This window comes from uncultured Photobacterium sp., from assembly GCF_947502415.1.
Taxonomy (GTDB): Bacteria; Pseudomonadota; Gammaproteobacteria; order Enterobacterales; family Vibrionaceae; genus Photobacterium.
Genome location: NZ_CANMZV010000001.1, coordinates 404,296 through 427,919, shown reverse-complemented (window position 1 = coordinate 427,919; position 23,624 = coordinate 404,296). Strand labels below are relative to the sequence as shown.

The following is a 23,624-nucleotide window of genomic DNA, read 5'->3' as shown; positions in this document are numbered from 1 at the left end:
TTTGGTTACGGAAAAATGACAAACAGGTATAACATTTTGTTATTTGAAGGTATGAGATCTATGCTATTTGATTGATTTTGCATGAACTTCCAATGTTACATGTCTTTTTATTCTCAAATGGAATATATGTCTTGCAGGTTTTGATGTTGAGTGTTCTTTTAATCAAAATTTAGCAAAACAAACAATTTGGCTGTGGGAATTATCAGAGATGAACACTTATAACCACTATGATGTTAATGACGATGTTGTGAATTGTTACATTATTCGATGTGGAGAAACAATAGATAGAGGATTGAAAGAAGATATGACAAGTGCGCAATAGGTGACAGTGTCACAATGAGTTGCTTATTAAAGAGTAAGAAACTTAAATACGACCAAAAAAAACTTTCTTTTCCCATAAATTTCGGATCGCTCTATATGCTTTCCAAAACTCTTTTTTTGCCGGTCAGTACCACCGTTATATTTTGCGTTTATATCGAATACTTTACTTTGTAAACCGGCGCAGGGTAGATAGCGATATAAACGTTCGTAATCTTCTACAGATTTAGAATGTAATGGTGATGAGAATATAAGAGTCCCTACCAATATAATTATTCGATACATACTAAGCACCTTATGTCAGATAATAGCGATAATTTACAAGAGTTTTTGGGCTAAAAGTAGAAAAGAATCAATGTTTGGGAGAAAGTACATATTTTTAGCAGAGTTCCTGTCATGCAAAAAACACCTACTGCTTGCAACCTACTAAAAATGTTGAGTTATTTCTTTAGGGATACTTCAAATTCTTACAAAATTAGATGCAAAACTCTAATTTCAGGTGATACTTATTAAGCGGAATCTTGTGCGAGAGGTATGTAGTGACTGAATTAATCGTTGAGTTAAAAGCATGTCCTGAGTGTGGGCAGGACAGTGAATTCTTCTTTGATGAAGAGCGGGAAACAGTCACCTGTATCTGCGGAGCCATTATTTCAGAGCCTGTTTTTCATTAGTCATAAATCAGTTATGAGTTTTATTTACTAGTAGTATGTATAGATCTTGAGCTAATTCTTTCCACTCTTTATAATGGAGAATCATTTTGTAACTACTATCCTTAAATACTCATTTCTCATGTGCATATAATGCCCTGTGTGAAGTGGCATAGTTAATTTGGCCACCTGATTAGAGGTGATATCATCACCTCGGAAGTTAACAGGTGACACAATGACAAAACGTAGTAGAAGAACATTTAGCTCCGAGTTTAAACTTGAAGCCGCACAGTTAGTCCTTGACCAAGACTACTCTGTAGCTGAAGCAGCCAAAGCAATGAATGTAGGTAAATCCACTATGGATAAGTGGGTTCGCCAACTCAAAGAAGAGCGGCAAGGCATTTCACCTAAAGCTTCTCCGATGACAGCAGAGCAAATCGAGATCCGTGAGTTGAAGAAGAAACTGGCCCGCCTCGAAGAACATAATGAAATATTAAAAAAGGCTACCGCTCTCTTGATGTCCGACTCACTGAACAATTCTCGCTAGTCGAGAAACTCAAGTAGAGCCACAGTGTCTCTACACTTTGTGATGTGTTCAGCATCCATCGAAGCAGTTACAAATATTGGTCTGCCCGCCCTCAGGTGATTAATCCTGATTACGTCGAGTTGTGTAGCGAGGTTAAAGCCGTGTACCGCATCAGTAATGGCTCTGCGGGTGCCCGAACTATCGCAGATATCGTTACGGCAAAAGGAATACCATTGAGCAGGTATCGTGCCGGCAAGTTCATGAAAGAGCTTGGCTTAGTTAGCTGTCAGTTGCCTAAGCATGCCTATAAGAAAGCCACTCAAGAACATGTTGAAGTCGCTAATAAATTAGACCGCCAGTTCGCAGTAACGGAGCCGAACCAAGTATGGTGCGGTGATGTCACGTACATTTGGGTCGGAACGCGCTGGGCTTATTTAGCCGTGGTGATAGACCTCTTTGCAAGAAAACCCGTCGGTTGGGCAATGTCGCTATCACCCGATACCAACTTAACAGGCAAAGCTCTATCGATGGCTTTTGAAGCCAGAGGAAAACCGCAAAATGTAATGTTCCATAGTGATCAAGGCTCGCATTATACCAGTTTGAAATTTCGACAATTACTCTGGCGATATCAGATTGAGCAAAGCATGAGCCGTCGAGGGAACTGTTGGGATAATAGCCCGATGGAGCGCTTCTTTCGAAGCTTAAAAACGGAATGGGTACCATCAATAGGCTATGAGAGTTTTGCCCAGGCACAGCGTTTCATTACGAAGTACATCACAGGATATTACAGCGAGATCAGGCCACATCAATATAACGGTGGTCTGACACCAAATGAATCAGAACGCTTGTTCTGGGATGACTCTAAAACCGTGGCCAATTTTAGTTGACCACTTCAGTGACAACTCTCACAAGTTCATTACAGGGCTTTCATACGCTTATAGGCTCACGCTAGAAGAGTTTAGGAATTAATCGATAGTGAACTCTTTGTCGATACTCTATATATTCCGGATTTTCAGAGAGAAGCCGCTCTTCATAGATTATTCTAGTAACTAAGAATATCCAAGTAAAACAATATATCGTAAAATTCCATATCGATGGTGCAGCGAGAAGAAAACCCATATGGGTTATAGAATACCCAAAATACATAGGGTGGCGGATAAAACTATATAATCCATTACATTTGATTCCACGATCAGCCGGAACAATTCCGAAACTTCGACGCAAGCTTAGCTTGGCACCAAAATGGATCATAAACCCGATAAATATAAATGTGACTCCGGTTGTTGGCAGAAAAAGTTCTCCTCCTTTATCAACAAGCATTGGTGTCATTGTGCCTGCTAATGCGATGATCCAGTCGCGTATGCTAAGTGATATTTTTTCTGTTCTGTGGCGACAGATGATAAACACCAAAACGACGCCTTCTGATAACAAAATTAGTGAGGTATATAGTTCCTGAGGCGGGAATTCTTCAGGTAGAAAGCGAAGTAAGAACCAAATATATAATCCGATCAGGAAAAACTGCTCAGCGACATCAACGATTCGCCTAATACTGGCGGAGACATTGAAAATTTGCATACTAAAGTCCTTTTATAATGCAGGAGGGCGATTAACTTAATAGTAGCTACTAATCGGTTGAAATGTAAAAGTTGTATTAATTAACTTGCGGCGTTTCTTTGCTTTAAATTACAGACGGATTCAAGCTCGTAACGTCAATGTAGACTAGCAGGCAACATTTGGGACTGGGCCTTCAAACCAGTCATGGTGGAAGCCGTCAATCTGGATATTATGTTCGCCAAGACAGTCGCGGCGATGGCAAGGCTGATAAACACGAGGTTTCCGTTTGGCGTGGGGAACCCACAAACCGTCAGCAATCATCCATTGACGCAGGGTTTCAACGGATACGTGAATACCATGAAGCTCTGTGAGTTTTTCATGAGCCAGTGTTGGGCCAAAGTCCTGGTAGTGTTCATGAATTAATTTGAGGCACTTAAGCCGAGTATCGTCATTAATTTTGTTGGGTGATGGCTTGCCTCGGCGCTGGTGAGTTATGCCTGCAGCACCAAGTTGACGAAAGCGTGTCGCTAATCGTTGGATCTACCGAACACTTAATGAAAGTATACGGGCAGCATCCATTCGTCGAATACGTTTTTCACAAACATCCCGGATAGCACTCAGGCGTAAAATCTCTTTGTCATTCATGGTTACCAACATCGTTTGTTAATCTCACACAGATCAGATAGGTACTGATCACCGTAGGAAAACAGGACATTTTCACTTTGCAGAAAAGAGACATTTCAACTTTGTGGCCATAGCTCAGTGCGCATTATGGTGGTTTATGTTAAAACAAATAACTAGCTATAAATCAATTAGTTAAAATCCTTTCTTTGCAGGAAGAAAGATTTAATGCGAAATCGACATGAACTTACTCAAAATTACATTTTTCGGTTTTATCAATGTGGGTTGAGCATAGAAGATACGGCTAAACTTTGTTTTAAAACCGTGAGAACGGTCACGCAATGGGATAAAGGAAAACCAATCCCACCGGAGTGTAAACGCCTTATGAGGATGTACTCTGGCTTAGAGCTTGACTCTTTAAGCGATGAGTGGAGGGGATGGAGTATAAAGGGAGGGAGATTAATAACTCCTAATAGCTGGTCATTAACCCCAGAGAAGATAATAACAGGTAATGCGTTGTTAGAGATTAATGCTGAAAGTGACAGGCAACTTAAAGCTGAAATAATTAAGACCGCCAGACAGCTTCAGAACCTACCAAAATCCCCGTCTTAGTCGGACGGGGCGTTGTATATGTTTTACCACCAGTATGCAATAGACAATTTGTCTGGGTCATCGGGAAGATCTAATATAGTTCTTTCATCGACTAAATAACGACGTTCAAAGTTACTTCCTTTGGCACCAAAGGGAGGTAAGCCTGCAAGAAGGTTTACGGCTTGTTCCATGTTAGGGTCTTTCAAAGAAGAACCACTCTCAATTTTATCTTTAATCATAGGAACAATTGTTCTATAAATTTTTTCTGACTCTGCTTTACTTGTGAATTGACCATACATAGCCTTAGCAAAAGCAGTCAATGGAGATAGCTCTTTTAATGCAGTGATTAATGACACTCTTTTGACTTCCTAATGATGATAAATGAAACAACAAGTGCATACCCAATAAGAAGCAACTGCATATTTAACAAGCCAGAGGAAAGCGTTTGATCGCTATACTTTATTAAAGGGTAAATTGTATCAAGAATTGTTAGTAAGGGATAAGAAACCGCTATAACTTTAAGCTCTGCCATATTGAATAATTTAACATCTCTATAAACACTAAGCAGAGCTGAAATAGAGATTAAAGTTGATAACATTAAAGCAAAGATTAAAACTCGCTCAAGCGTATCTCCGATATAATTGACAGAAGGAATTAGCGATAGGCCTAACAGTGTCAAAACTGACAAAAATCCTGCCATTTTTTTCATTTTTATCTCCTAGCGACATAATGAAGCAGTAACTATGATAACAAAAACAGCTAGTTGCGGTCTCACCAAATCATTAGTTAATTTGACTAATTGGTCATTAAATTCAACATGCTGCGTCATGAACAAATGGTTACATCTCTAATCCTCTTGATAAGATTTCACGCCTTGTGCACATTATGGCAGCTCATATTAAATACAGTGCACACCCATATATAATCATTTCTTTAAAATGAAATGAACAGCACTAACAATAAGTCAAAACTAACAGAAAACATCATTTTCAGAATGTACAAATGCGGTTTAAGCATCGAAGAGACCGCAAATCTATGCTTCAAAACCGTGAGAACTGTCATAAATTGGGATAAGGGAAAAACAATCCCCCCAGAATGCAGACGATTAATGAAACTGTATTCCGGCAGAGAACTATCACCAATCAGCGATGACTGGCGACAATGGAGATTATCAAAAGGCGAATTAATCACACCTAGAGGATGGAGTTTGACTCCTGACAGAATTATCACAGGAAATGCCTTGCTCGAAATCGGAGCTGAACAAGACAGTAAAAACAGAGCAGAAATCATCAAAACTGCAAGACTTCTAAAAAACCTTCCTACAACAACCCGCAGATAATAAATAGCCCCGTGATAGAACGGGGCATAATAACAAAACTAACAATAACCAAACTAATGAAATTGTTGTCAGTTCCGACCGCGTTGAAGGACATGGTGACCACAATTAACTTTCACCCCGTATTACTAGACGGGGAACACTATTGCGATGCTGATGAATAGAACGTTTCAGCTTTATCTGCAATTTCTCTTGGCGTGAAGATCTCAAAACCTATAAGTACAACAGCAATAAAAAAGAATGCGGCAATTAATGTCGCTCCTTGGTTATTGAATTTCAAATGAATGGACATAATAGCAAAGGTGATCATTATTAACCCTGCTACCATAAGTAACACTGTAAGTTTAGGATCTATGGTTAAAAGAGCATTCGCTGCAATTAAACCAAATAGCCCGAGAACACATAAAACAAGGATGATGATGTGCCAGTCTTTGTTGTTACCCATATTAACAGGTTTAATCTCAGGGGCTGGGTTCACTGGGTTAGAGTGACTCACTGCAGAATTAAAAAACGACATATCGAAATTTGTATTCTGTGTGAAGTCTTTAATCTCTCTAATATCGGCAGCAAGTTCTTTGATTTGCTTAACCTTCTCATGGTCATCAGAATTCATTAACGACCCTCACCATTAAAAGAGTTAACGATCCTGTCTATATCTTTTATAACTGCATTTCCATCCCATTCTTTTGATGAATTCTCACCTTTAATGACAACAATTCGATTGTTTTCGAGATAGAGACTAGTACCAGAAAACGTAAAATTATGAATGTCACCTTTGACCATACTTTGAGGTATGCTGATTAAGACATCACCAACAGTTGGTCGTGTATCACTTCGAGAGATTGTCGTATCATCATCATCATTAAAAATAAACTCAAATACTGCTCCAGACGTAGAAACAGGATAAATAACAGTCTTGATGCTTATATTTTGAGCTAGGTATCGAGAGATATGACGATTAAACAACTCGACATATTTTTTAAGCTTAGATATTTTTTGCATTTATCAAACCATTTATTGTTCGTCTTATACCAATTACGTTAAATAGCTGATTTTGTATAGTAAAACTATCAACTCAGCTTCATATTGTATGCTGCCTGACATTTTACACAGTCATGGTAAGAAAACCATGCAGATATGCCGTGAAAGTTTGCTACAGTTTGAAGGCGAGAATAACTGCAATTAGAGCGTATCCCGTTTGAGGTCAATACTTGGCTAAACAGCTTATAAACCAAGCTTTACTGCTATTACGATGAAGAGGTGTGGGGAAGCTACAGCTCAAGAGGCTAATAATGAGCTGTAAGCAGGAAAGCACACTTATGCGTGGTCTAGTACATCTTTAGGCCAGAGAAAGTAAGGGCCGAAACGTTTACTATATTTAAACTCACCACCAACAGATTTCCCTTCACCCGTTAAGAAGTGTCTTTCATCAACTAGCTGTAAGTAACCAGCAGTTAGCAATTTATCTAGCAACTCATTCGTTTTCAGACCAAGGCTTTTGGCTAGTTTAGAAGTCGTTAGCTTAGTATGTTCAACATCGTCGTGCGGGGTTTCATCTGCAGACGAAGTAGGGTCGGTAATCTTCTCAAGTGAGATACGAACCTCATCGCTAATGCGAATGATCCTTTGTGCTTCTTCATAGGCATCCTTATAAACCTCAGGATCAGCATTGCGCGAAACATAGATACCCATTTCGTTATTATTAACCTGGCTGAATTCGTATAGGTTCAAACTGGTGATGATGCATGAATCTTCGTTTAGATAGCACTTTGCATGAAGGTTCTTACAGAAACTGGTACGGACGAAGGAAAGCTCTTTTAACCAGTTGATTTCTTCAGGTTGAAGTTCACTTTTCCCATAAACAATGCGTACATCTATCTTTAAACGATCTTTATCTTCGAGCAGCTCTTTAATGCGGTCATTCAACTTCAAAAAGGGGCTAATCAGTGTCAACCTTTCTGAAGCTCCTTTAATAAGCTCTTCTAGATAGTAGTTTGTAGCACTAGTATTCAAAAACTTAGCCATGACAGAAATCCATTATGATGATAAGCATTTTGGCATCCTACCTTCTGACTCTCGATCTATTCCACAAAGAGTAAATGTGTTTTTGATCAATGCGATGAACAACAAACAAGGTTGTATTCCAAGCACTATTTTGCACGGTTAAGGCAGTGAAATTTAGGGGGTATTACGGGCCACCTTAGCTATCTCAAGCCGTGACCACAGATAGCTATCTCAGCCAAGCCCTACCGACAGGAGAGGTCCCCCTAACCCAAGAGCAGCGCGTACACCGCCAAGTCTTGCTTATCAAGGGTGAAGTGAATGATGAGCTTCACGCCCGTTCGTTTTTGAGCCTCTCATATTCATCTAGTTTGTAAGTTAGAGATCATTTCGACTCTGTTTTGGTTTGCTCCGTAGGGGGCAGGCTCAAAAGCCGCTGCGGCCTACTCATCACCCTTGACAATCCAGCCCCAGCTCAGTGTGGGTCTTCCATCTAGTAAATGGCGGGCCATGGGCAACAAGTTGCCCGCCACCATTCACTAGCATGGAGAACGCGCTGATGACCACTTTCTACCGCACGGATTCTTTTAACCCTTCGAAACTCTGGTTGCTTCACCGTGACCAGCATGGCCATTTTACTCTGGAGCAGCAGGTAAACCGCCGGACGACCGGAGTACATAAGCGGGTGACGTTGATGTGGGCGCTGTCAGCCACATCAACTCAGTCATTGAACGAATGGAACAAGGCGTAAGGAGGCGGGGCGATGAACACTTATAAACTGGTTTTACCTGATGAGTATTACGAATACATGCGCGAGGCAGGGAAGCTACTTGATGAGAACTTTAACCTGCCGCTTACCGACCCTAAGTGCAAAGAAAACCTACACAGGGTTGAGCAGCTACATGCCAAGGCATCAGCCGTCAAGGAGTCAGTCCTCAATAAGGATAGGGGGGCGAAGCAATGAGCAGGAACGCGGAATACGAAGCAAGGATGAAGGCCAAAGGGTTGAAGAAAGTGACAGTGTGGATGCCGGAAGACCGCGAGGCGGATATCCGGCAGGCCATCAACATGTTGGTCGAGAACGACCACCTGACGCTGAACAGCCTGCGTGATGTGGTCAGCGGGAAGTACGTTTCTATGCACCGTCACCAGTGACGGCACCTTTATCGGTTATGTTCGGGTCTGATTGCGCAGCCGCTTGATGCATCTGACCCGGATGATAACTATCAGCTTTTTCAGCAGGTAGTTGATAGCATCCCAAGCTATAAACGCGAACAAGACAGTCATGAAGGTCGTCGCAATCATGTCGACGACTAACACATCAAGTAACTCTGAAAATTGTTCATTGGTCAACGTTATACAATCCATTTTTAATCTCTCCCTTTAAATTTCACCGTTGTTTTCATTTGTCACCAGCCCCGCCAGCGGCATGGCCGAGAAGTCCGGTTCTCGGGCCAGTTCGGTCGGCTGGCGTTCTTCGCGGATGTCCGGTATGTCGTTGACCGGATTGCACATCAGCAGTTGCTGGCTGTCGCCATAGTTCACTTGGACTAAGCAGGGGTCGAGCACGGTAAAGCGAAATCCCATCAGCCGGAGGTGGTCGCTGTAGACATAGCCGCGCTGGCCGTCAGGGTTGTGCTGTTCGAAGATGATGGTGGTCAGGGTCTGGCGTTTGTCGCTCAAAACCTTGATTTGGACGCCGGAGACAAACAACTGGCTGACGTCATAGGGCCATGCGGTTACAGCCATATCAAGGTAGCGCCCCTGAGCAGGAGCCGCAGGGCTATCGAGACCACGAGGAACACCATCAGCCGGATACCCAACCAACGTGTCAGCGGGACCAGTCGGTGCAGCGGTTTGGCCAGCAGCCGGAAGGCTTTGTGCTGGCTGAGCTTCTCCAGTCGGTACTGGAGCATCAGAATTACCACGAGTAGCGATTTCATAGATAGAATTCCCAACGAAGTAGATGCAGAGCAGGAAGACGACAAGGAACAGCAGGAACTTGGGTTGTTGCAGGATGGACGAACCCGCACCGCTCTTGGTCACTTGCCCGGTGACGGTGGAGGAATACATCAGGTGGACGGCCCGGGGAACGCGCACGCCCTTGGTGGTGTCATCCTTGGTCGGTTTGGTGGAGGTTGATTTCGGGTTGTGCTCCCATAGCCGCGGGCGACGTTTGGTCAGGAAGAATGAGTCTTTCGAGCTGTGATGGATGGCCAGCTCGGCGACGCCTTTGACCTCGGCGGGTATCTGGCGGATGTCCGGGGTGCAGAGGGTGATATCCCAGTTGTATTTCCGGTGGCGCATGAAGGCCATGTTGAAGTTCTTCGGCAGGATAACGCAGCCGGACTCATCGACGATGCTTTCCCCGGTATCGTCGAACGCGACGTCTTCCGGTTGGAAGTCGGCCAGCACCTTGTTGTAGAAATCGACGAAGCCCTTGGGCAGGTTGTCGCGGAAGGCCTCGACGCCCAAGAAGACGTTCTTAGCTATGTCGAACCCGGCGGTTTTGTTGTAGATGTCCTGCGCCTCATCAATGAGGATCATTGCGCCAATCGGGCACCAGTTATACCAGTGCTGCCAGAGGCGGATGCCGTTCTCGTTCATGGAAGATATTCGGATGATGCGGGCGGTGATCGGGAAGCGTTCGCCGAGCCGTTTCTCGATGGTGGCGATGTCCTGCATGCCTTCGACGTTGGTGACAACGACGCGGCCTTCGCGCAGGGCCGGGAGGATATCGAACCAGACCGCGCAGGCGGATTTGTACGAGCCAGCCGCGCCGTGTCGGATGATGGTTGCCATTGTTATACCCCCATAAAATCCATGACGAAGCGGGTGGTCATCGCTTCGATAACCCGCATGAAGGCCGAGCCGACACCGTAGGCCGCGGCGGCGTTGCGCACGTCCGGGTCGAGGGAAGAAAAGGCCGAGTCGATGAACTGGTAAACGGACAGGTCGTTAAGCAGCTCGCTAGCGACCCCGTGGGCAAACTTCATGCTTTCGAGCATCATCACCAGTTTCATCTTGATGGAATATTTCAGGACGTAGGCATACATCCGCTCGATAAACGACGGGGTGTATTCGAAGAAGCGGTCGATGTGGTCAGCAACATCAATGAACCACTGGAAGGTGCTGTCGGTAGTATTGGCCAATGCCGGCACGGCGACGGCCATTAACAGCAGGGGCAGATAGCGCATTATTTCCTCCTGACGAGAATGATGGAAAAGGCAACCAGCGAGGCGAGGGCAAGGACGACCGATTTGATGGCGTCACTGTTTTCTATCCACGCATCGTTCTTGGCGGTAAAGCTGCGGTTGGCCACATGGATGTTGGCCGAAAAGACGGGCATGTTGCCGGACTCGGGCAGGGAGACGTCACCCAGGCTGTCGGCAAAGGTGTCCATTAAGGTGCTGATTTCATCGCGCAACCCTTCGATATCTTGGTCGAGCAGGGCAATCGCGTCCTTGCCGAGGACATCCCCAAACGGGTCTTCGCCATCGGTCGGGACTTTGCCGTTGAGGCGCAGGCAGATGAGCCTGTTTTTGTTCTCTTCCTTGTTGCAGTCGATGTCACCCGCGGGCTCGCAGTCCTGACCCTCGGGGCAGTCGCCTTTGCCTTCACCGCCTCTTTCACCATTGCCGGGTGAAACCGCATTACCTTTGTCGCGGATAGCCTGAATCAGGTCGCCGTTGATACCGTCCATGTGTTTCATCATCTCGGTCATTTTGTTGTCGAGGATGTCATTGCCGGATTTGTTGAGGTCGCGGATTTCGGTCAGCAGGCTATTGGCCTTATTGGTGTTGTCGGCAATGGCCTTGGTGTTCTTCGCCGTGATTTTGGTGTTGCTGCTGACATCAAACGAGGTCTTATTGTGGTCACGAACGGCGAACTGGACTTCGTTAATCGCAGCTATCAGGCCTTCGGTGCCGGAGCAGTCACCGTCCACCGCAGGGTCACACTCATCAATGCAGATATCCCCGGCGGCGGGGTCGCAGTCGGGGCGCTTGTCACACAGCCAAGGGGCTTCGGGGGTCTGGCAGTCTTCGTAGCCTTTGCACAGCTCCGGGAACTCTTCGCAAAAGCTCGGTTTGTCGTCAGGGTCGGTGGAGCCGTCATCGCCCCCGGGCTCTTCCGGTTTGACACCTCCCGTATCATCACCGCCTTCTTCACCAGTCCCGGGCTTGTCGCCCGTTGGGTCGTCATTCTCATCGTCGCCTTCGCCCGTGCCGGGTTTGTCACCACCTTCACCGTTGGGGTCTTCTCCGCCGTGCTCCTCGGAGCAGGTGACTTCGATTTGCTGGGTGTCATGGTTACAGGAAGCGTTGCCGGATTGGTTGGGGCAGCTGCGGATAGCGTCATCCATGGCTTCCGCTGCTTCGGGAGTGTTGCAGTAGTTTTCTTCCGAAGAAATCGGAATACATTCTGTTGAGGGGTATTCAGCAGGTTTTGTACCTTCCGGGCACTGCTTTGATGGCACAGCCCAAAATAATAATACAGACCAAAACGGATGGTCTTTTACCGGAGATTGCTCACAGCGAGCTGTGACAGGTACAGCATTAGGATACCGCTCAAAATCCGGCTGGTTCTTATTAAACCAAGTGTCACAACTTGAAAATTGAGACTGATGTATATAACCGTCCACCAAAGGGTTAACTCGCCGCCAGTAGTAATCAGCAGCTTGAGAGCTAAAACTCACCAGTGTGAGCAAAATAATGAAATACCGCATAACCAATCCCTTAGTCAGCCATCAAAAAAGGGGCCGAAGCCCCTTGTGGTTAGTGGGATTGCACCCCGGACACAAAGCCGTAGACAAAGGTCATGGTGGAGGCAATCCCGAGTAAGAGTTCCGGAGGAACGGCGGGCATTACTTGTTGAGCCACTTGAGCAGCATGCCGACACCGAAGCCGACCACGGCAAGGCCGACGACCGTACCGACTACTGCGGTCTGGTTGGCGGTGGCCTCACCGCCTGCGGCACTCAGTTGCTGGGTGTAGTCGCCTGCGTGAGCAGCAACAGTGACAAACAGTGAAGTGGCAACCACACCAGCGCGAGGTGCATATTTCTGGAATTTCTCTTTCATGACATATTTCCTTATTTGACGTTGAGTTAAGCTTTGCCCAGCCACCGAACCAGTCGGCCAGCACTGTGGCCGAGGAAGAACGACAGCAGAAGCATTCCCGAAACCTCGATAAACAGCTCTTTATCGAAGTTCTGATACATGGCCACATCGTCGGGTTGCAACAGCACGTACCCGGCGCATTGCTGGACGGGGGTATCGGTGATGTGGCCTTCGGATAAGCAGCGCATTTTGTTTTCGGTTTCCAGTTAGCCTTTTAGGTAAGGCAGTATGTGTGTGTCCCAGACCCAAATCGGCAGTGCCTTGTGTTCGGACTGGAGTCGGTAATAACGGGCGATGATGTTGCATTCCATGGTGTCCCCGTTAGCTCGCTTGGGCGGGCTTGTTGGTTGTGCTTGGAACGCCGAGCAGGTGCCAGCCGGAGAAGTTGACGTGCTTACCACCGTCACCCGCGAACGAGCGTTCGATGTGCTGAATCTTGTAGTCGGTCTTCTTGTCGATAAGCTTTTTCAGGTCAGCACCGCCGCCCATGGCATCCCAGAGGTCAGGGGAGACGCGGCATTCGACCACCTCGGACGGGTTGAACAGTTGCAGGCGGACAATGCCGGAATCGCGGGATTCCCCGGTGTTCGGGTTGGCCGTGGTTTTCTTCTCGATATCATCAAGGTCGTTGATGCGGGCGGTTACAATCATCGTTAAATTCCTTATTAGTGACAGTTATTGACACAAGTCCAAGGGGAGCTTGCGCTCCCGTCAGTCGCTTCGCGCTCAGCCTTCGCGCGGCCGCTCCAGACGGTCTCGCAATCAGCCTCGTCGAACACATAGGCGTTCATTTCGTCAAGGCGGTCGAGGTAGCGCTGGTATTCTTCATATTGCTCGTCGGCCATCCGCAGGTATTCGCCTTCACGCTCAAGGGCATCGAAGACATCCGTCACCCCGGTCATGATGCGTTTGGTGCCGCGCAGGAAGACTTCCTTGTTCTCGGTTTTCCATGTGCGGGTTCGGGTGGCCAGATAGGCGGCTTTGAACACCACGCCGACCACACGCGCCCCAGCAACATCGCCGTAGCGGGTGGTGCGTGGTTTGGTGCTCTGATGCTCTTCGCCGTATTCGTCGATGAGCTTTTCCATGATGTGCGGGACGTGGTAGCGGGGTTTGATAGTCTGGTCGTCACGGCGGACAAACACGCCGCCCATGGCAAGGCAGAACGCCTCCCAGTCCGATGAATCTGCGGCGCGGCGGATGTTCTCAAGTGTCATCCATTCGCCGTTATCCAGATGTTTAAACACGGTATCGTCCTCTGTGAATTCTTCCCTTATCCGGCGCAGTTCGCGCCAGACTGTGACGGACGGGCCGCCGATGAACTGGAACTGGCGGATGCCATTGACCCGGGCCCATGTGACTACGCGCTCGGCTGCGGTAATGCCGTCCAGCTCGGTGGCGATGTCATCGCCGATGTGCTGGCCGTCGATGTTCTTTGACAGGTACTTGGCGACATAGCCGACGGCAGAGCCTTTCGACCAGTCAATCGGCTCGGCCTTGAAGCGGTACTTGCTGGCACCGGGTTCGTCTGGTGAATCGGCCATGGCAGCGTGCCTAAATAAACGCGTTACAGTGTCACAATGTTGCTGTTCCATAAAAAACAGCACATGCCAGTGCGGGCAGCCGTCAGCGTGGGGTTCGACCACGCGCAGGCCGTACACCTTGATTTCAGCCTTGTCCAAAGCCTTGCGGAAGCTCTCGAACATGTCGGTCATGTAGTTGTGGGCGTCCTGCGTGGTTGGTCGGCCCGCATCAAGCCATGCTTGGTTAACCTTGCCCTTGGAAACCGAATGAAAGCGGCTAGGGCATGTCGGTGTATAGAACATGGCAACGTGACCACTGGCCTTGGCGATGTTCTCGAAACCTTTCAAACGGACGAACATTTCAGCGCGGCGTATCTCCGGGTTGGAAATGGATTTGCCGGACAGCTCATAAAGTGAGAACCAGTTATCAGAGTCATCCTCGTCGTAAGCAATGGTGCTCCTGAGTACGTCGGCATTGTCAGCATCGCGTTGTCGGCGGCGGCCCAGTGAGAAATCCGAGCAATATGCCTGACCGTATTTGTGGACTAAGGTCAGGTCGCGGGCTGCGCGTTCTATCTCAATGGCTGCATGTTTGCGTAGCGAACGACGCCACCAAAGCTCGTTGGTTGCGCGGTTAATCAGGCTTTTCAGTTCGCCGTTTTCCTCGGCTTTTTTGATGAGCTCAGGACGGAATGACAAGCCGTAATCGGCCAGAATGTCACAAGCGCGATTGAATGCCTTGGTGACATCCTTGATACCCGCGACCTGACGCATGACATAGGCTGACTTGGCCTTGGCGAAGTCACACAGTTCTTCATCCGTTGAGGTGTAGCGGAACTCCATCTTGGTCAGACGCTCATTGGCTTCTTCCAACGCTCGCATGGCATCAAGTTGGCCAACTTTCTTCGCCATGTTGATATAGGCCCGGGACATTACCGGACCGAAAGCACGGTGTGGTCGCGTCAGGTTCAACACGTCCTGACACGGTGAAACGAACGACGGCTTGATATCATCTGACGCGTCAACCGAATGAATCGGTTGTGATAACGCTTGTCGTTGAAGCATTGACGACACGTAATCTTGCGTTGGCCGGGTATGGTCAACAAAGCCCGGCAGATGACCGCCGTTGTTGATGTCCGGTTTGGTGTACGACGTACACAGGGTTCGGGCTGGCAAGAAGTTCACATACTCATAGGTATCGGTTGCCAAATCGTGGACTAAGATTCGCTGCATCATGATTAGGCATCCTTACCAGAAAGGTTGATTGCATCATGGTGACAACACAGGGCTTTGCCAGTGGCCAACGCAGCAGACAGAGTTTTGTATTCGACGATTTCGCGGGTAATGAAGGTATGCGTTTTCTTGTAGGTTTCAGCGTAGGCAGCAGAGACAGCCACAATTTCAATTGCATTTTCAAAGAAGCGGACGCCATCTAGAAGTTCAAGTGTAGTTGCCATATGTTCCTCAACGCTTGCCAGTTACGAAGTGCTGTAACTATAGGTTACTACCGACCGTAACTGCAAGGTACGCACAGGCGTAACTAACAAGCTACAATAGAGGAAAAATTGGAGGGTTTATGTATCAGACAAAATTGCTAGACAGCTACAAATCAGCGAAAAACTACATACAAGACAAACAAATTGCGGCTGATTTAGGGTTACCAAAGTCTAGAATTTCCGAAATGCGCAAAGGAAAGCGCTATCTATCTGATAATGAAGCAGTTTTTCTGGCACAAGAATGTAATATCGACGAGAAAGAGGCATTGATTGGCGTTCACGCTGACCGCACACAGGACAGCAGCATCAAAGCGATTTGGGAAGAAATAGCAAAAAAGCTTAACGGCCAAGGATTTCAATCGTTTGGGGTTGGTTTTACGGCCATTTCCTTGGCTGGTTTGGCTGGCATGAACTCCATAACCCAGTGCGCATTATGTATATTATGTTAAATACAATCTCAAGTAACAGGTTCTTTTACGTTGAGGATTGCTCTGGCCGCTATATTCTCTCAATTGAGCGGCCCCTCTCGACACAGTTCGCCAAGCATACTGGACAATTTAACAGTATTGGCTATTTACCATAAAATAGGTAATTAACACCTATTTTTAAGCTCTGCTGCAAATGGTCAGTTTGCCTGGTTCTTCAAAGCTAGCTTAAATTACCAAAAGTAATTAAATGCCGAGTTAACCGCCAGACTCAAAGAAAAAAGAAAAGCCCGAGCAAATACTCGGGCTCTTTTTGTTAACCACCGGCTAACTTTACTGTGTGGCCTTTTTTTTCAAGTGCCACTTTGATGATGTCGCGCTTATCACCTTGAATCTCGATGTTTCCATCTTTAACTGAGCCACCACAGCCACAGACTTTTTTCAGTTCTGCAGCTAGCAGCTTGAGTTGCGCATCTTCAAGATCAAGGCCTGTAACAATACATACGCCTTTGCCTTTCCTACCTTTAGTCTGACGTTGAATGCGTACAACACCGTCGCCTTTAGGGCGTTCAGGTGCAGCTTTCTCTTCTTTGATTCGGCCTGTTTCTGTTGAGAATACTAAGCGGCTGTTATCACTCATTTGAAATAAATCTCGTCTACTTTCTGGGATTTGTGAGCCTGATAATAAGTTCTTCAATCGAGCTTGCGGATTACCAGTTTCCGAATATTATCAATAAATGATAGTAAAACGGAAACGGTTATGATTCGTAACGTAATTTTTGACCTTGGCGCTGTGGTATTTGACTGGGATCCAGTTCAAATCGTGCAAACTTTTACCTCTTCGCACGCAGAGCAAAACATGTTGTTGAAAGAAGTTATCCATCATCCTGATTGGCTTTCTCTCGATCGCGGCACTATGTTACTCGCTGAAGAGATCCCCAAATTTGCAGCCCGAACAGGATTTTCAGTGTCACGGATGCAAAATTTTATCGAACATACTTTAAATAGCTTGCAGCCCATTGTCACAACAGAACGTCTTCTTTACCAAGCAGTTCGTCACCATTACTCTATTTTCTATCTTAGCAACATGAGTAACGCTTTCTTTGAAACCTTATATGATCGCAATGAGTTTTTCTCATTGTTTACTGGCGGTATAGTTTCAGCTAATGAGTTTGTGATTAAGCCTGAGCCGCAGATTTACCAGATACTGCTTGAAAAATCTGGATTACTTGCCAGTGAGTCACTCTTCATTGATGATAATGCAACTAATATTGCAGTAGCAAAAAAGCTGGGGTTTCATGTTGTTCATTTTGAGCAAACTGATGCCTGTTTCACCAAAATCAGAGAAATATTGAAAATTTACGAATAATTGACTTTGCTGTTCAGCGATAATTATGCCTCTTGGTATATGATTCAATATAGAACGTATGATGTGCTCAACTCACTAATTAATGATGATGAACGTAATTATTCATCTACTGTCTATATTGAAAACAAATAAACTCTTAGGAGCCTGTGTGTGAAAAAAATTCTGTTACCGGCATTGATCTTGATCTGCTCAACTGGGGCGAACCTAGCTATGGCTGATGGTAATGACAACAAACAGAAATCAATTGTCGGCCAAATTGAAACCATTAAAGTTCATGAACTTGACCTGGACTTTCAGGCCCGGATTGACACTGGCGCGAAAACAACCTCTATTCATGCTACTGACATCAAAGTTATTGGTGATAAGAGCAATAATATGCGCGATCACTTAGGAGATATCGTTGAATTTACGGCCACTAACGAGAATGGTGAAAAGGCAAAGTATAAAGGCAAGATCATCAAAGTTAGTAAGATACGTAATGCTCAAGGTGTTGAACGCCGATATGCGGTAAAAATGGATCTTGGGTGGAACGGCGAACATAAGACTGTGGCTGTTAACTTACGAGATCGCAGTAAACTCGACTATAAACTGCTTATCGGCCGCAACTGGCTAAGCGGTGATTATTTGGTAGATGTCGATAAAAAAGACGAAGATGACTAATTTGGCTTCGCACCAATGTAACAGCCCTGACAGAGATAAAATCTGTCAGGGCAAAATTCTTATTTAGTTTTTTATTCGCAAGGCTAAGTTGTTACTGGAGTCATGCGAGCTTGATACCATTCCCTTCACTGTAGATTTAATTGACTTACCCTACTCTATTTTTGTTTTAATTTTTTAATGACGGCATCTAAATGCTTTTTGATAGCAACGGGTGAGCCTTTTAATAAGCGACCACGCAAAATCACATACCATTCGTTAGGGGTTCCGCTGTCATTCATAAGCTTGAAACCTCTGTACTCTTCGACCTTCTGCGCACTCTGTTGAGGTTGAGAGTTGAGGCCTTCGAATTTTTCTGGTGGCATGAATGTTTTCATATCACACCACCAGTCAATGCTCTTTTTGACCAGTGTGAATTTGTTTTCAACTGGACGACCATTGATGACAGTTCGCCATGCATTCGGTTCGCCAGTTGTATTTTCAATATTATGCCCTCGATGGAACAATCTTTTCTTCATTTCCGATCCTCAACGATGTTGAGCCAACGCTGTATAAAACATAAGCACATAATAAGTATCAGTAGTAAATAGAGATTTTCCTTCCAAATACTTATTTCTTACTTTGTTATTGAAGCATTAAGTTAAACGTTTGTCTTCCTGACATGCTTATAAATTTATGGTTTTGAGTGAGTTTTTTTTGGTTTTGATATGTAAATTTTGTTTTTTATTATATCATTAAAATTATAGTGCACTAGGTATTGACAGCTATTATGACTAAAAAAATCAAGCCGATAAAAGACAATGAACAAAAAAAAGCCAGTTTATTGATTTTCAATCAATATATGGACTCTATTGAACCTTGGCAATTCCTAACCCATAACCAGTATGCTAAAAACACTTTAGTTGCGTTCAAGAATGATTGGAACAACTTCCTGGCTTTCTGCATCGAAAACAAAATCACTGCTCTGCCTGCGACCTCAGATACAGTTCACCGATATGTAGATTACATGTCCCGCAAGAGAAAGCTGTCAAGCTTAAAGCGTTACATGGTAACAATTTCATTGGTCCATCGTTGCCACCATCTTACTGACCCCTGTGCACATACAGAAATTCGTATTGAAATGCAAAAACAACAACGCGAGAAGCATGATGATTGTCGGAATGCTTCTGCATTTCGAGATGAACACCTACAACAATTACTCAATCGTTTTGAGCTTTCTACCAAATTTAAAGATATTCGCGATATGGCTATTTGGGCTGTCACTTTTGAGGCTATGCTAAAACGTAGTGAACTGGCAGCTATCACCATTGACTCTCTTGAAATACATAGCAACGGGTTAATCAATATTCATGTTGAAGATAAAGTGATTGCTCTTAGTTCTGTTTCATCAAAAGCTCTACAGCGTTGGCTGGTTGCCGGGATGATTGACGATGGGTTTATTTTCCGTCGTATCGATCGCCATGGAAATATTGGCGAGCAAGCATTAGATCATTCATCAATTTATCGCGTTTTTCGCCGTGCGAGTGACGAACTAAACTTACCGTCATCCAACCTTTTCTCGGGACAATCACCTCGTGTTGGCGCTGCAAAAGATTTGGCTGATTCAGGTTTATCTATTACCGAAATTCAAGAACAAGGACGCTGGAAAAGCCCCGCTATGCCAGCTTTGTATGCCGGTCATACTGACCGTCATGACCAGGAAATCGCTAAATATATAAAGCTTAAACCTTGGGAAAAGTAATTAATTTATGGGTTATGATGCTGAATCAACTTAAAAATTATAGTGCGTTAAAACTACAGAATCATCTGAAATAAAATGTTTTTATTAATCTAAACTCGGATTTTCTGCCCAATGTCCACTGTAGTTATGGGGATTTTCTATATGTACTGTGATTCGTTCGAATAGCTTCTCGAGCGGTTTCAGTTCACCAAAATACCCTGCCTGATTAGCATCAACCCATTCTTTGAGATTAATCCCTTCCCAGCACAGTTCATAACCGGCATTGATTGCAAGTATTTCGAAGAAGATCCGTTGCACCCTGCCATTGCCCTCACGGAAAGGATGTACGACATTCAACTCACAATAATAGTGGGAAATTCGAGCAATGAAGGCGTCAAATGCTAACTCGCAAAGGCAGCTTTCTTTTTCCAGTTCACGAAAAAGCCGGTTCGCTTCACGCTCAATATTGTGCATATGGCAGAAGCGCGTTTGCCCTTTGGTAATATCTACCTGTCTGATTTCTCCAGCCCAGGGATACAAATCTTGAAATAGTATGCGATGGATTTTTTGCAGGTAAGGAAGGTTGAATTGGTCAAATTCAGGCTCAAAATGCTCGGCTCGAACCCGGGTAAAGTCACGCTCGGCAAGTTCAAGCTCATCTTCATCCATTATGGATAAGTAATTTTTGAGGACCGATGTGTTTGGATAACAGTCTGGGTCCTGACTCACTCCATATTTATCTCGCATAACGCTGCTTCAATTTGGTAATTTGCTCGGCTTCGGTTAACGATTTAACTTCTACATTCACCTTAGATGGCTCAACATCAAAACCTTCTAGCTGCAGGCTCGCTCGGTAATTTTTATCGCGCAAAACCTTAAACCGCTCCAGTTTTTGTTGTTTTGTCAGCATAGTTTTCCTAGTTATACATCTATAAACCAGTATTGCAGCTGGTATTGAAATCGCCAATAAGCTTAGCGCAGAACGAGAAGCTGGGTTGTCGGTTAGTTCAAGAATTAAGACAACCCGCCTCATTCTAAAGCCAGTTAATCGTTAACAACCGGCTTTAATTGCTTGCTCAAGGAACAGCTTGAATTGATGACCATGATGTTCCAGCATTTTAGGGAACATGGAAATCGGTGTCATACCCGGGAAGGTATTGATCTCATTCAGCAGAATTTCACCCTCTTCACTCAGAAAGAAGTCAATACGAGACAAATCTTTCAACTTCATATGTACAAAAGCTTTACGGGCATAACCGCGAATCTGTTCGACTTGCTCATTAGTCAGATTGTCAGCTTCAACCATCGTTGTCGAGTGGCTATCAGCACTGTATTTTTCTTCGTAGGTATAGAACTCATCTTCAGGGCTCAGAATTTCGCCTGGGTTGGTAATAACCAGTTCATCACCGTATTGGTATGCGGCAATTTCCAGCTCTCGTGGTTTGATCGCTTTTTCGATAAGTACTTGTTCAGAGTAGCTAAACGCATTATTTACTGCCTCTGCCAATTCCGATTTTTCTGTCACCTTATAACAACCTACCGATGAGCCTTGGCAAGCGGCTTTAATAAAGATTTGCCCCCAGGTATCCAAAGCCGCTTCAGCCTGTGTATGGGCTTCTGTATTATTTTCACTAAGGAAAACATACGGAGTATTCGGGATGTTCAGAGCATCAAACCACAGTTTCGTCGTGATCTTGTTGAAGCAGTTTGTGCTTGCTTCAGCGCCACAACCAAAATACGGCAAGTTCGCCATATCCAAAAATGACTGTAGGTCACCAGTTTCGCCAGGATAACCGTGAATACATGGAATAACATACCCAATGTCTGTTTTCTTATCGTCAACCTGAAGCGTTTGATCAAGGTTTAGCTGGCACGGTCGGCCGTTTTGATTAAACCAGCCATCTTCTTTCATCTCAACACGGGTATAGGCAATACCATCGATCTGCTTGAGCTGCTGTTCAATGTAATTAGCAGAAACAAGTGAAACCTCATGCTCGGCACTACCACCGCCGCACAATAATAAAACATGGATTGAGCTCATTATCATCCCTTGTATTACAACACTGGTAGCCAAAGCTCACCAGTTACTATCTGTTAACGCTTGGAGCTAGAAAGAGTCATGATGAAGCGCCCAAGCTAAAATCTTGATCAATAGTAATAAAAAAAAGCAAACTATTGCACCACATATGGCACTCAATAGTGAAATACTTCAGAATTACTAATAATCCTGGTTATAAAACCCACAAAAATGAGTTTACGACCTAATTAATTTAATTGAAGTATTTAACTGAAAAGAGAGCCTAATGGCTCTCTTTTAAATAATGTTAGTTCAGCTTTGTAAGCTTAGGCGTTGGGGAGGATTTGATTTCGCTAAGGCTTCTGACAAATGGTCCGTAGTCTTTTACATCCTGAGGTAATGCACTCAGTGCTCGTTTGGCTTCTTCGAGAGTACGGTAATGTCCGAACAGCATCGTATACCAAGGTACACCTTGAAGTTGCTTTTTGTTCATCCAAACAGGCTGATTGGACGGCAGTTTATTCATATACGGACGGAAACTTTTGTTATGGCTCAGAGCCAGAACCTGAATCGTATATCCTTCAGGTTCGCTATATACAGGTTTTGCTGGTTTTGGTTTGTAAACCGGTTTAGGGGCAAGCTGTTTTTTCTCTTCAGGCTTCGGAGCAACAGCGAGTTTTACCGGTACTGGTGCTATCGCAACTTTTTTAGCCACAGGTGCAGATTTCTCTATCTGAGCTTGTTGAACTTTTGGTTGCTGAATTTTTGCTTCCTGAATTTTTGCTTCCTGAATGCGTTCCATCAAGCGAAGCTGCTCTGCAGTATAAACCTCTTCAGATGATGAAGAGACAATTTGCATATTGTCATTATCTGACACACATCCGGCCAATGCCGTTACTACGGCGAATACGGCGACTTTCTTCATTATAACTCTGCCAAATCTAAAATCTGTTTTCATTCTGCCGTTGGTTTTTAACCCAATCAACCCTAACTTTAAGATAGATCAATAACTATCAGCCATTCGTCACAGGATTCCATTATAAACTACATCATTATTCCCATTTTGGAGCTCTTCATGGCCGATCCACATTTTCAAAGCGAACTTGACCGCCTTGATTGGTTGACTGTTATTCTATACCGCGGCGCTTTGACGCTTTCTGCCGCAATAATGTCTATCATTGCCTGGGAAGCAAGCTTTGCAACTCCCGCTCTTGTCATCGCTGCACTTATCGCAGCTAATACCGTCCATATATACGACAAGCGTTTTCGCTTGCTCATTGTCGGCAGCAGCTTGTTTTCAGCTATCTGGCTCATCACCGGACTTTGGAACCCGCTTGCTCTTGGAGCAGCTTTATTTACCTTCAGTGCACTGGCAATCAAAGAATACTTCTGTTTCCAGTTAAAAGTTCTGATGTTAACACCACTGGCACTGGCTGGCTTTTGGTTCTGTCAGGTATTTGGTCAAAGCCAAATCAGTATTGCTTTTAGCATGGCTGGCTCGATTCTATTAGCCGTTGCTGCATTTTCTAAATGGCGAATGCCAATCCATTATGACATCGGTGATAAAAGTCGTTATCAAATCTAATCGTCACTTAGGTTAATAATGTCCTGCAGCTGTGGGCAATAGCATTAACTCGCAGCTGTTTATTATCCCACTGATTAACTCCTTCTCAGATCAATCTAAACAACTTGGTTTTGATCACA

31 protein-coding genes and 2 pseudogenes are annotated in these 23,624 nt (G+C 45.0%); 12 read left to right on the top strand and 21 right to left on the bottom strand.

What is annotated here, in order from left to right:
• Nucleotides 1-857 precede the first annotated feature (857 nt).
• Nucleotides 858-989, top strand: coding sequence for a hypothetical protein (locus tag Q0852_RS01915; protein ID WP_299013287.1), 132 nt, complete (start codon nucleotides 858-860; stop codon nucleotides 987-989).
• 211 nt (nucleotides 990-1,200) lie between these two features.
• Nucleotides 1,201-2,378 (top strand): annotated as a pseudogene (locus Q0852_RS01910) (IS3 family transposase).
• Between the two features lie 61 nt (nucleotides 2,379-2,439).
• Here Q0852_RS01910 and Q0852_RS01905 read toward each other — a convergent pair.
• Entirely contained in the window at nucleotides 2,440-3,066 is a 627-nt protein-coding gene (locus tag Q0852_RS01905) for an isoprenylcysteine carboxylmethyltransferase family protein (protein ID WP_299013286.1), read from the bottom strand.
• Between the two features lie 133 nt (nucleotides 3,067-3,199).
• Nucleotides 3,200-3,690: pseudogene (locus tag Q0852_RS01900) on the bottom strand (helix-turn-helix domain-containing protein); the annotation flags it as partial.
• A gap of 204 nt (nucleotides 3,691-3,894) precedes the next feature.
• Here Q0852_RS01900 and Q0852_RS01895 point away from each other — a divergent pair.
• Nucleotides 3,895-4,278 (top strand): DUF3653 domain-containing protein, encoded by a 384-nt coding sequence (locus tag Q0852_RS01895; RefSeq protein ID WP_299013284.1) that lies wholly within the window; start codon nucleotides 3,895-3,897, stop codon nucleotides 4,276-4,278.
• 23 nt (nucleotides 4,279-4,301) lie between these two features.
• Here Q0852_RS01895 and Q0852_RS01890 read toward each other — a convergent pair whose 3' ends face one another.
• Nucleotides 4,302-4,613 (bottom strand): hypothetical protein, encoded by a 312-nt coding sequence (locus tag Q0852_RS01890; RefSeq protein ID WP_299013283.1) that lies wholly within the window; start codon nucleotides 4,611-4,613, stop codon nucleotides 4,302-4,304.
• Entirely contained in the window at nucleotides 4,604-4,966 is a 363-nt protein-coding gene (locus tag Q0852_RS01885) for a hypothetical protein (RefSeq protein ID WP_299013282.1), read from the bottom strand. The genes Q0852_RS01890 and Q0852_RS01885 overlap by 10 nt, the downstream gene beginning before the upstream one ends.
• Before the next feature lie 399 nt (nucleotides 4,967-5,365).
• Here Q0852_RS01885 and Q0852_RS23935 point away from each other — a divergent pair, with 399 nt between their 5' ends.
• Nucleotides 5,366-5,596, top strand: coding sequence for a DUF3653 domain-containing protein (locus Q0852_RS23935; protein WP_367278103.1), 231 nt, complete (start codon nucleotides 5,366-5,368; stop codon nucleotides 5,594-5,596).
• 139 nt (nucleotides 5,597-5,735) lie between these two features.
• On the opposite strand, the gene Q0852_RS01875 is transcribed toward Q0852_RS23935, so the two are convergent.
• From Q0852_RS01875 to Q0852_RS01865, 3 genes are all read right to left on the bottom strand, one after another.
• Nucleotides 5,736-6,206 carry a hypothetical protein gene (locus Q0852_RS01875; protein WP_299013279.1) on the bottom strand — a complete coding sequence of 157 codons (471 nt, stop codon included), beginning with the start codon at nucleotides 6,204-6,206 and terminating at the stop codon, nucleotides 5,736-5,738.
• A complete protein-coding gene (locus tag Q0852_RS01870; protein ID WP_299013278.1) occupies nucleotides 6,206-6,595 on the bottom strand; it encodes a hypothetical protein in 390 nt (129 codons plus the stop codon). Before Q0852_RS01870 ends, Q0852_RS01875 begins: the two co-directional genes overlap by 1 nt.
• A 315-nt stretch (nucleotides 6,596-6,910) precedes the next feature.
• Nucleotides 6,911-7,618, bottom strand: a complete 708-nt coding sequence (locus Q0852_RS01865) for a phospholipase D family protein (RefSeq protein ID WP_299013276.1) — start codon at nucleotides 7,616-7,618, stop codon at nucleotides 6,911-6,913.
• Between the two features lie 535 nt (nucleotides 7,619-8,153).
• Between Q0852_RS01865 and Q0852_RS01860 the strand changes: the two genes are divergently transcribed.
• Genes Q0852_RS01860 through Q0852_RS01850 form a run of 3 tightly spaced genes read left to right on the top strand, consistent with a single transcriptional unit; the run spans nucleotide 8,154 to nucleotide 8,749 of the window.
• Nucleotides 8,154-8,345 carry a hypothetical protein gene (locus Q0852_RS01860; protein WP_064604200.1) on the top strand — a complete coding sequence of 64 codons (192 nt, stop codon included), beginning with the start codon at nucleotides 8,154-8,156 and terminating at the stop codon, nucleotides 8,343-8,345.
• Between the two features lie 12 nt (nucleotides 8,346-8,357).
• Nucleotides 8,358-8,558 carry a hypothetical protein gene (locus Q0852_RS01855; RefSeq protein ID WP_299013274.1) on the top strand — a complete coding sequence of 67 codons (201 nt, stop codon included), beginning with the start codon at nucleotides 8,358-8,360 and terminating at the stop codon, nucleotides 8,556-8,558.
• Entirely contained in the window at nucleotides 8,555-8,749 is a 195-nt protein-coding gene (locus tag Q0852_RS01850) for a hypothetical protein (protein ID WP_064604208.1), read from the top strand. Before Q0852_RS01855 ends, Q0852_RS01850 begins: the two co-directional genes overlap by 4 nt.
• A 15-nt stretch (nucleotides 8,750-8,764) precedes the next feature.
• Here Q0852_RS01850 and Q0852_RS01845 read toward each other — a convergent pair whose 3' ends face one another.
• From Q0852_RS01845 to Q0852_RS01810, 8 genes are all read right to left on the bottom strand, one after another.
• Complete coding sequence (locus Q0852_RS01845; RefSeq protein WP_299013272.1) at nucleotides 8,765-8,962, bottom strand: hypothetical protein; 198 nt, start codon at nucleotides 8,960-8,962, stop codon at nucleotides 8,765-8,767.
• Between the two features lie 15 nt (nucleotides 8,963-8,977).
• Entirely contained in the window at nucleotides 8,978-10,396 is a 1,419-nt protein-coding gene (locus Q0852_RS01840) for a zonular occludens toxin domain-containing protein (protein ID WP_299013270.1), read from the bottom strand.
• A 2-nt stretch (nucleotides 10,397-10,398) separates the two neighbouring features.
• Nucleotides 10,399-10,791, bottom strand: a complete 393-nt coding sequence (locus tag Q0852_RS01835) for a DUF2523 family protein (protein WP_299013268.1) — start codon at nucleotides 10,789-10,791, stop codon at nucleotides 10,399-10,401.
• The gene (locus Q0852_RS01830) at nucleotides 10,791-12,320 is read right to left on the bottom strand and encodes a hypothetical protein (RefSeq protein ID WP_299013265.1); all 1,530 of its coding nucleotides are present in this window, start codon (nucleotides 12,318-12,320) and stop codon (nucleotides 10,791-10,793) included. The genes Q0852_RS01835 and Q0852_RS01830 overlap by 1 nt, the downstream gene beginning before the upstream one ends.
• 138 nt (nucleotides 12,321-12,458) lie before the next feature.
• A complete protein-coding gene (locus Q0852_RS01825; RefSeq protein ID WP_299013264.1) occupies nucleotides 12,459-12,719 on the bottom strand; it encodes a hypothetical protein in 261 nt (86 codons plus the stop codon).
• A 315-nt stretch (nucleotides 12,720-13,034) separates the two neighbouring features.
• Nucleotides 13,035-13,364, bottom strand: a complete 330-nt coding sequence (locus Q0852_RS01820; RefSeq protein ID WP_064604225.1) for a hypothetical protein — start codon at nucleotides 13,362-13,364, stop codon at nucleotides 13,035-13,037.
• Between the two features lie 14 nt (nucleotides 13,365-13,378).
• Entirely contained in the window at nucleotides 13,379-15,472 is a 2,094-nt protein-coding gene (locus Q0852_RS01815) for a replication endonuclease (RefSeq protein WP_299013258.1), read from the bottom strand.
• Nucleotides 15,473-15,474: 2 nt separating this feature from the next.
• On the bottom strand, nucleotides 15,475-15,693 hold the full coding sequence (locus Q0852_RS01810) for a hypothetical protein (protein ID WP_299013257.1): 219 nt from the start codon (nucleotides 15,691-15,693) through the stop codon (nucleotides 15,475-15,477).
• Nucleotides 15,694-15,812: 119 nt separating this feature from the next.
• Between Q0852_RS01810 and Q0852_RS01805 the strand changes: the two genes are divergently transcribed.
• Complete coding sequence (locus Q0852_RS01805) at nucleotides 15,813-16,181, top strand: DUF3693 domain-containing protein (protein ID WP_299013256.1); 369 nt, start codon at nucleotides 15,813-15,815, stop codon at nucleotides 16,179-16,181.
• 292 nt (nucleotides 16,182-16,473) lie between these two features.
• On the opposite strand, the gene yciH is transcribed toward Q0852_RS01805, so the two are convergent.
• Nucleotides 16,474-16,797: a stress response translation initiation inhibitor YciH gene (yciH, locus tag Q0852_RS01800; RefSeq protein WP_299013254.1), complete on the bottom strand. Its 324-nt coding sequence runs from the start codon at nucleotides 16,795-16,797 to the stop codon at nucleotides 16,474-16,476.
• A 120-nt stretch (nucleotides 16,798-16,917) separates the two neighbouring features.
• Between yciH and Q0852_RS01795 the strand changes: the two genes are divergently transcribed.
• Both Q0852_RS01795 and Q0852_RS01790 read left to right on the top strand, forming a co-directional pair.
• The gene (locus Q0852_RS01795; RefSeq protein WP_299013253.1) at nucleotides 16,918-17,526 is read left to right on the top strand and encodes an HAD family phosphatase; all 609 of its coding nucleotides are present in this window, start codon (nucleotides 16,918-16,920) and stop codon (nucleotides 17,524-17,526) included.
• A 150-nt stretch (nucleotides 17,527-17,676) separates the two neighbouring features.
• Nucleotides 17,677-18,186: a RimK/LysX family protein gene (locus Q0852_RS01790; protein ID WP_299013252.1), complete on the top strand. Its 510-nt coding sequence runs from the start codon at nucleotides 17,677-17,679 to the stop codon at nucleotides 18,184-18,186.
• 155 nt (nucleotides 18,187-18,341) lie between these two features.
• Here Q0852_RS01790 and Q0852_RS01785 read toward each other — a convergent pair whose 3' ends face one another.
• On the bottom strand, nucleotides 18,342-18,701 hold the full coding sequence (locus Q0852_RS01785) for a DUF3319 domain-containing protein (protein ID WP_299013250.1): 360 nt from the start codon (nucleotides 18,699-18,701) through the stop codon (nucleotides 18,342-18,344).
• 251 nt (nucleotides 18,702-18,952) lie between these two features.
• Between Q0852_RS01785 and Q0852_RS01780 the strand changes: the two genes are divergently transcribed.
• Nucleotides 18,953-19,924 (top strand): tyrosine-type recombinase/integrase, encoded by a 972-nt coding sequence (locus Q0852_RS01780; protein WP_299013248.1) that lies wholly within the window; start codon nucleotides 18,953-18,955, stop codon nucleotides 19,922-19,924.
• Between the two features lie 84 nt (nucleotides 19,925-20,008).
• Here the strand turns inward: Q0852_RS01780 and Q0852_RS01775 are convergent, their stop codons facing one another.
• The 4 genes from Q0852_RS01775 to Q0852_RS01760 form a co-directional block, all read right to left on the bottom strand.
• Entirely contained in the window at nucleotides 20,009-20,650 is a 642-nt protein-coding gene (locus tag Q0852_RS01775) for a putative adenosine monophosphate-protein transferase Fic (RefSeq protein WP_299013247.1), read from the bottom strand.
• Complete coding sequence (locus Q0852_RS01770; protein WP_299013245.1) at nucleotides 20,640-20,813, bottom strand: YhfG family protein; 174 nt, start codon at nucleotides 20,811-20,813, stop codon at nucleotides 20,640-20,642. The genes Q0852_RS01775 and Q0852_RS01770 overlap by 11 nt, the downstream gene beginning before the upstream one ends.
• Before the next feature lie 141 nt (nucleotides 20,814-20,954).
• Nucleotides 20,955-21,944: a D-alanine--D-alanine ligase gene (locus Q0852_RS01765; RefSeq protein WP_299013244.1), complete on the bottom strand. Its 990-nt coding sequence runs from the start codon at nucleotides 21,942-21,944 to the stop codon at nucleotides 20,955-20,957.
• A 283-nt stretch (nucleotides 21,945-22,227) separates the two neighbouring features.
• Nucleotides 22,228-22,845 carry an SPOR domain-containing protein gene (locus tag Q0852_RS01760; protein ID WP_299013243.1) on the bottom strand — a complete coding sequence of 206 codons (618 nt, stop codon included), beginning with the start codon at nucleotides 22,843-22,845 and terminating at the stop codon, nucleotides 22,228-22,230.
• Nucleotides 22,846-22,995: 150 nt separating this feature from the next.
• On the opposite strand from Q0852_RS01760, the gene Q0852_RS01755 reads away from it, so the two are divergent.
• The gene (locus Q0852_RS01755) at nucleotides 22,996-23,505 is read left to right on the top strand and encodes a DUF2301 domain-containing membrane protein (protein WP_299013242.1); all 510 of its coding nucleotides are present in this window, start codon (nucleotides 22,996-22,998) and stop codon (nucleotides 23,503-23,505) included.
• Nucleotides 23,506-23,624: the final 119 nt, after the last annotated feature.

What these genes read in the sequence shown, in the direction of transcription:
- Q0852_RS01810 (WP_299013257.1), bottom strand. Translation starts at nt 15,693, where the DNA reads ATGGCAACTACACTTGAACTTCTAGATGGCGTCCGCTTCTTTGAAAAT.
- Q0852_RS01865 (WP_299013276.1), bottom strand. Translation starts at nt 7,618, where the DNA reads ATGGCTAAGTTTTTGAATACTAGTGCTACAAACTACTATCTAGAAGAG.
- Q0852_RS01760 (WP_299013243.1), bottom strand. Translation starts at nt 22,845, where the DNA reads ATGAAGAAAGTCGCCGTATTCGCCGTAGTAACGGCATTGGCCGGATGT.
- Q0852_RS01850 (WP_064604208.1), top strand. Translation starts at nt 8,555, where the DNA reads ATGAGCAGGAACGCGGAATACGAAGCAAGGATGAAGGCCAAAGGGTTG.
- Q0852_RS01860 (WP_064604200.1), top strand. Translation starts at nt 8,154, where the DNA reads ATGACCACTTTCTACCGCACGGATTCTTTTAACCCTTCGAAACTCTGG.
- Q0852_RS01765 (WP_299013244.1), bottom strand. Translation starts at nt 21,944, where the DNA reads ATGAGCTCAATCCATGTTTTATTATTGTGCGGCGGTGGTAGTGCCGAG.
- Q0852_RS23935 (WP_367278103.1), top strand. Translation starts at nt 5,366, where the DNA reads ATGAAACTGTATTCCGGCAGAGAACTATCACCAATCAGCGATGACTGG.
- Q0852_RS01885 (WP_299013282.1), bottom strand. Translation starts at nt 4,966, where the DNA reads ATGAAAAAAATGGCAGGATTTTTGTCAGTTTTGACACTGTTAGGCCTA.
- Q0852_RS01840 (WP_299013270.1), bottom strand. Translation starts at nt 10,396, where the DNA reads ATGGCAACCATCATCCGACACGGCGCGGCTGGCTCGTACAAATCCGCC.
- Q0852_RS01805 (WP_299013256.1), top strand. Translation starts at nt 15,813, where the DNA reads ATGTATCAGACAAAATTGCTAGACAGCTACAAATCAGCGAAAAACTAC.
- Q0852_RS01780 (WP_299013248.1), top strand. Translation starts at nt 18,953, where the DNA reads ATGACTAAAAAAATCAAGCCGATAAAAGACAATGAACAAAAAAAAGCC.
- yciH (WP_299013254.1), bottom strand. Translation starts at nt 16,797, where the DNA reads ATGAGTGATAACAGCCGCTTAGTATTCTCAACAGAAACAGGCCGAATC.
- Q0852_RS01820 (WP_064604225.1), bottom strand. Translation starts at nt 13,364, where the DNA reads ATGATTGTAACCGCCCGCATCAACGACCTTGATGATATCGAGAAGAAA.
- Q0852_RS01830 (WP_299013265.1), bottom strand. Translation starts at nt 12,320, where the DNA reads ATGCGGTATTTCATTATTTTGCTCACACTGGTGAGTTTTAGCTCTCAA.
- Q0852_RS01845 (WP_299013272.1), bottom strand. Translation starts at nt 8,962, where the DNA reads ATGGATTGTATAACGTTGACCAATGAACAATTTTCAGAGTTACTTGAT.
- Q0852_RS01835 (WP_299013268.1), bottom strand. Translation starts at nt 10,791, where the DNA reads ATGCGCTATCTGCCCCTGCTGTTAATGGCCGTCGCCGTGCCGGCATTG.
- Q0852_RS01815 (WP_299013258.1), bottom strand. Translation starts at nt 15,472, where the DNA reads ATGATGCAGCGAATCTTAGTCCACGATTTGGCAACCGATACCTATGAG.
- Q0852_RS01870 (WP_299013278.1), bottom strand. Translation starts at nt 6,595, where the DNA reads ATGCAAAAAATATCTAAGCTTAAAAAATATGTCGAGTTGTTTAATCGT.
- Q0852_RS01795 (WP_299013253.1), top strand. Translation starts at nt 16,918, where the DNA reads ATGATTCGTAACGTAATTTTTGACCTTGGCGCTGTGGTATTTGACTGG.
- Q0852_RS01875 (WP_299013279.1), bottom strand. Translation starts at nt 6,206, where the DNA reads ATGAATTCTGATGACCATGAGAAGGTTAAGCAAATCAAAGAACTTGCT.
- Q0852_RS01770 (WP_299013245.1), bottom strand. Translation starts at nt 20,813, where the DNA reads ATGCTGACAAAACAACAAAAACTGGAGCGGTTTAAGGTTTTGCGCGAT.
- Q0852_RS01775 (WP_299013247.1), bottom strand. Translation starts at nt 20,650, where the DNA reads ATGCGAGATAAATATGGAGTGAGTCAGGACCCAGACTGTTATCCAAAC.
- Q0852_RS01855 (WP_299013274.1), top strand. Translation starts at nt 8,358, where the DNA reads ATGAACACTTATAAACTGGTTTTACCTGATGAGTATTACGAATACATG.
- Q0852_RS01895 (WP_299013284.1), top strand. Translation starts at nt 3,895, where the DNA reads ATGCGAAATCGACATGAACTTACTCAAAATTACATTTTTCGGTTTTAT.
- Q0852_RS01785 (WP_299013250.1), bottom strand. Translation starts at nt 18,701, where the DNA reads ATGAAGAAAAGATTGTTCCATCGAGGGCATAATATTGAAAATACAACT.
- Q0852_RS01755 (WP_299013242.1), top strand. Translation starts at nt 22,996, where the DNA reads ATGGCCGATCCACATTTTCAAAGCGAACTTGACCGCCTTGATTGGTTG.
- Q0852_RS01905 (WP_299013286.1), bottom strand. Translation starts at nt 3,066, where the DNA reads ATGCAAATTTTCAATGTCTCCGCCAGTATTAGGCGAATCGTTGATGTC.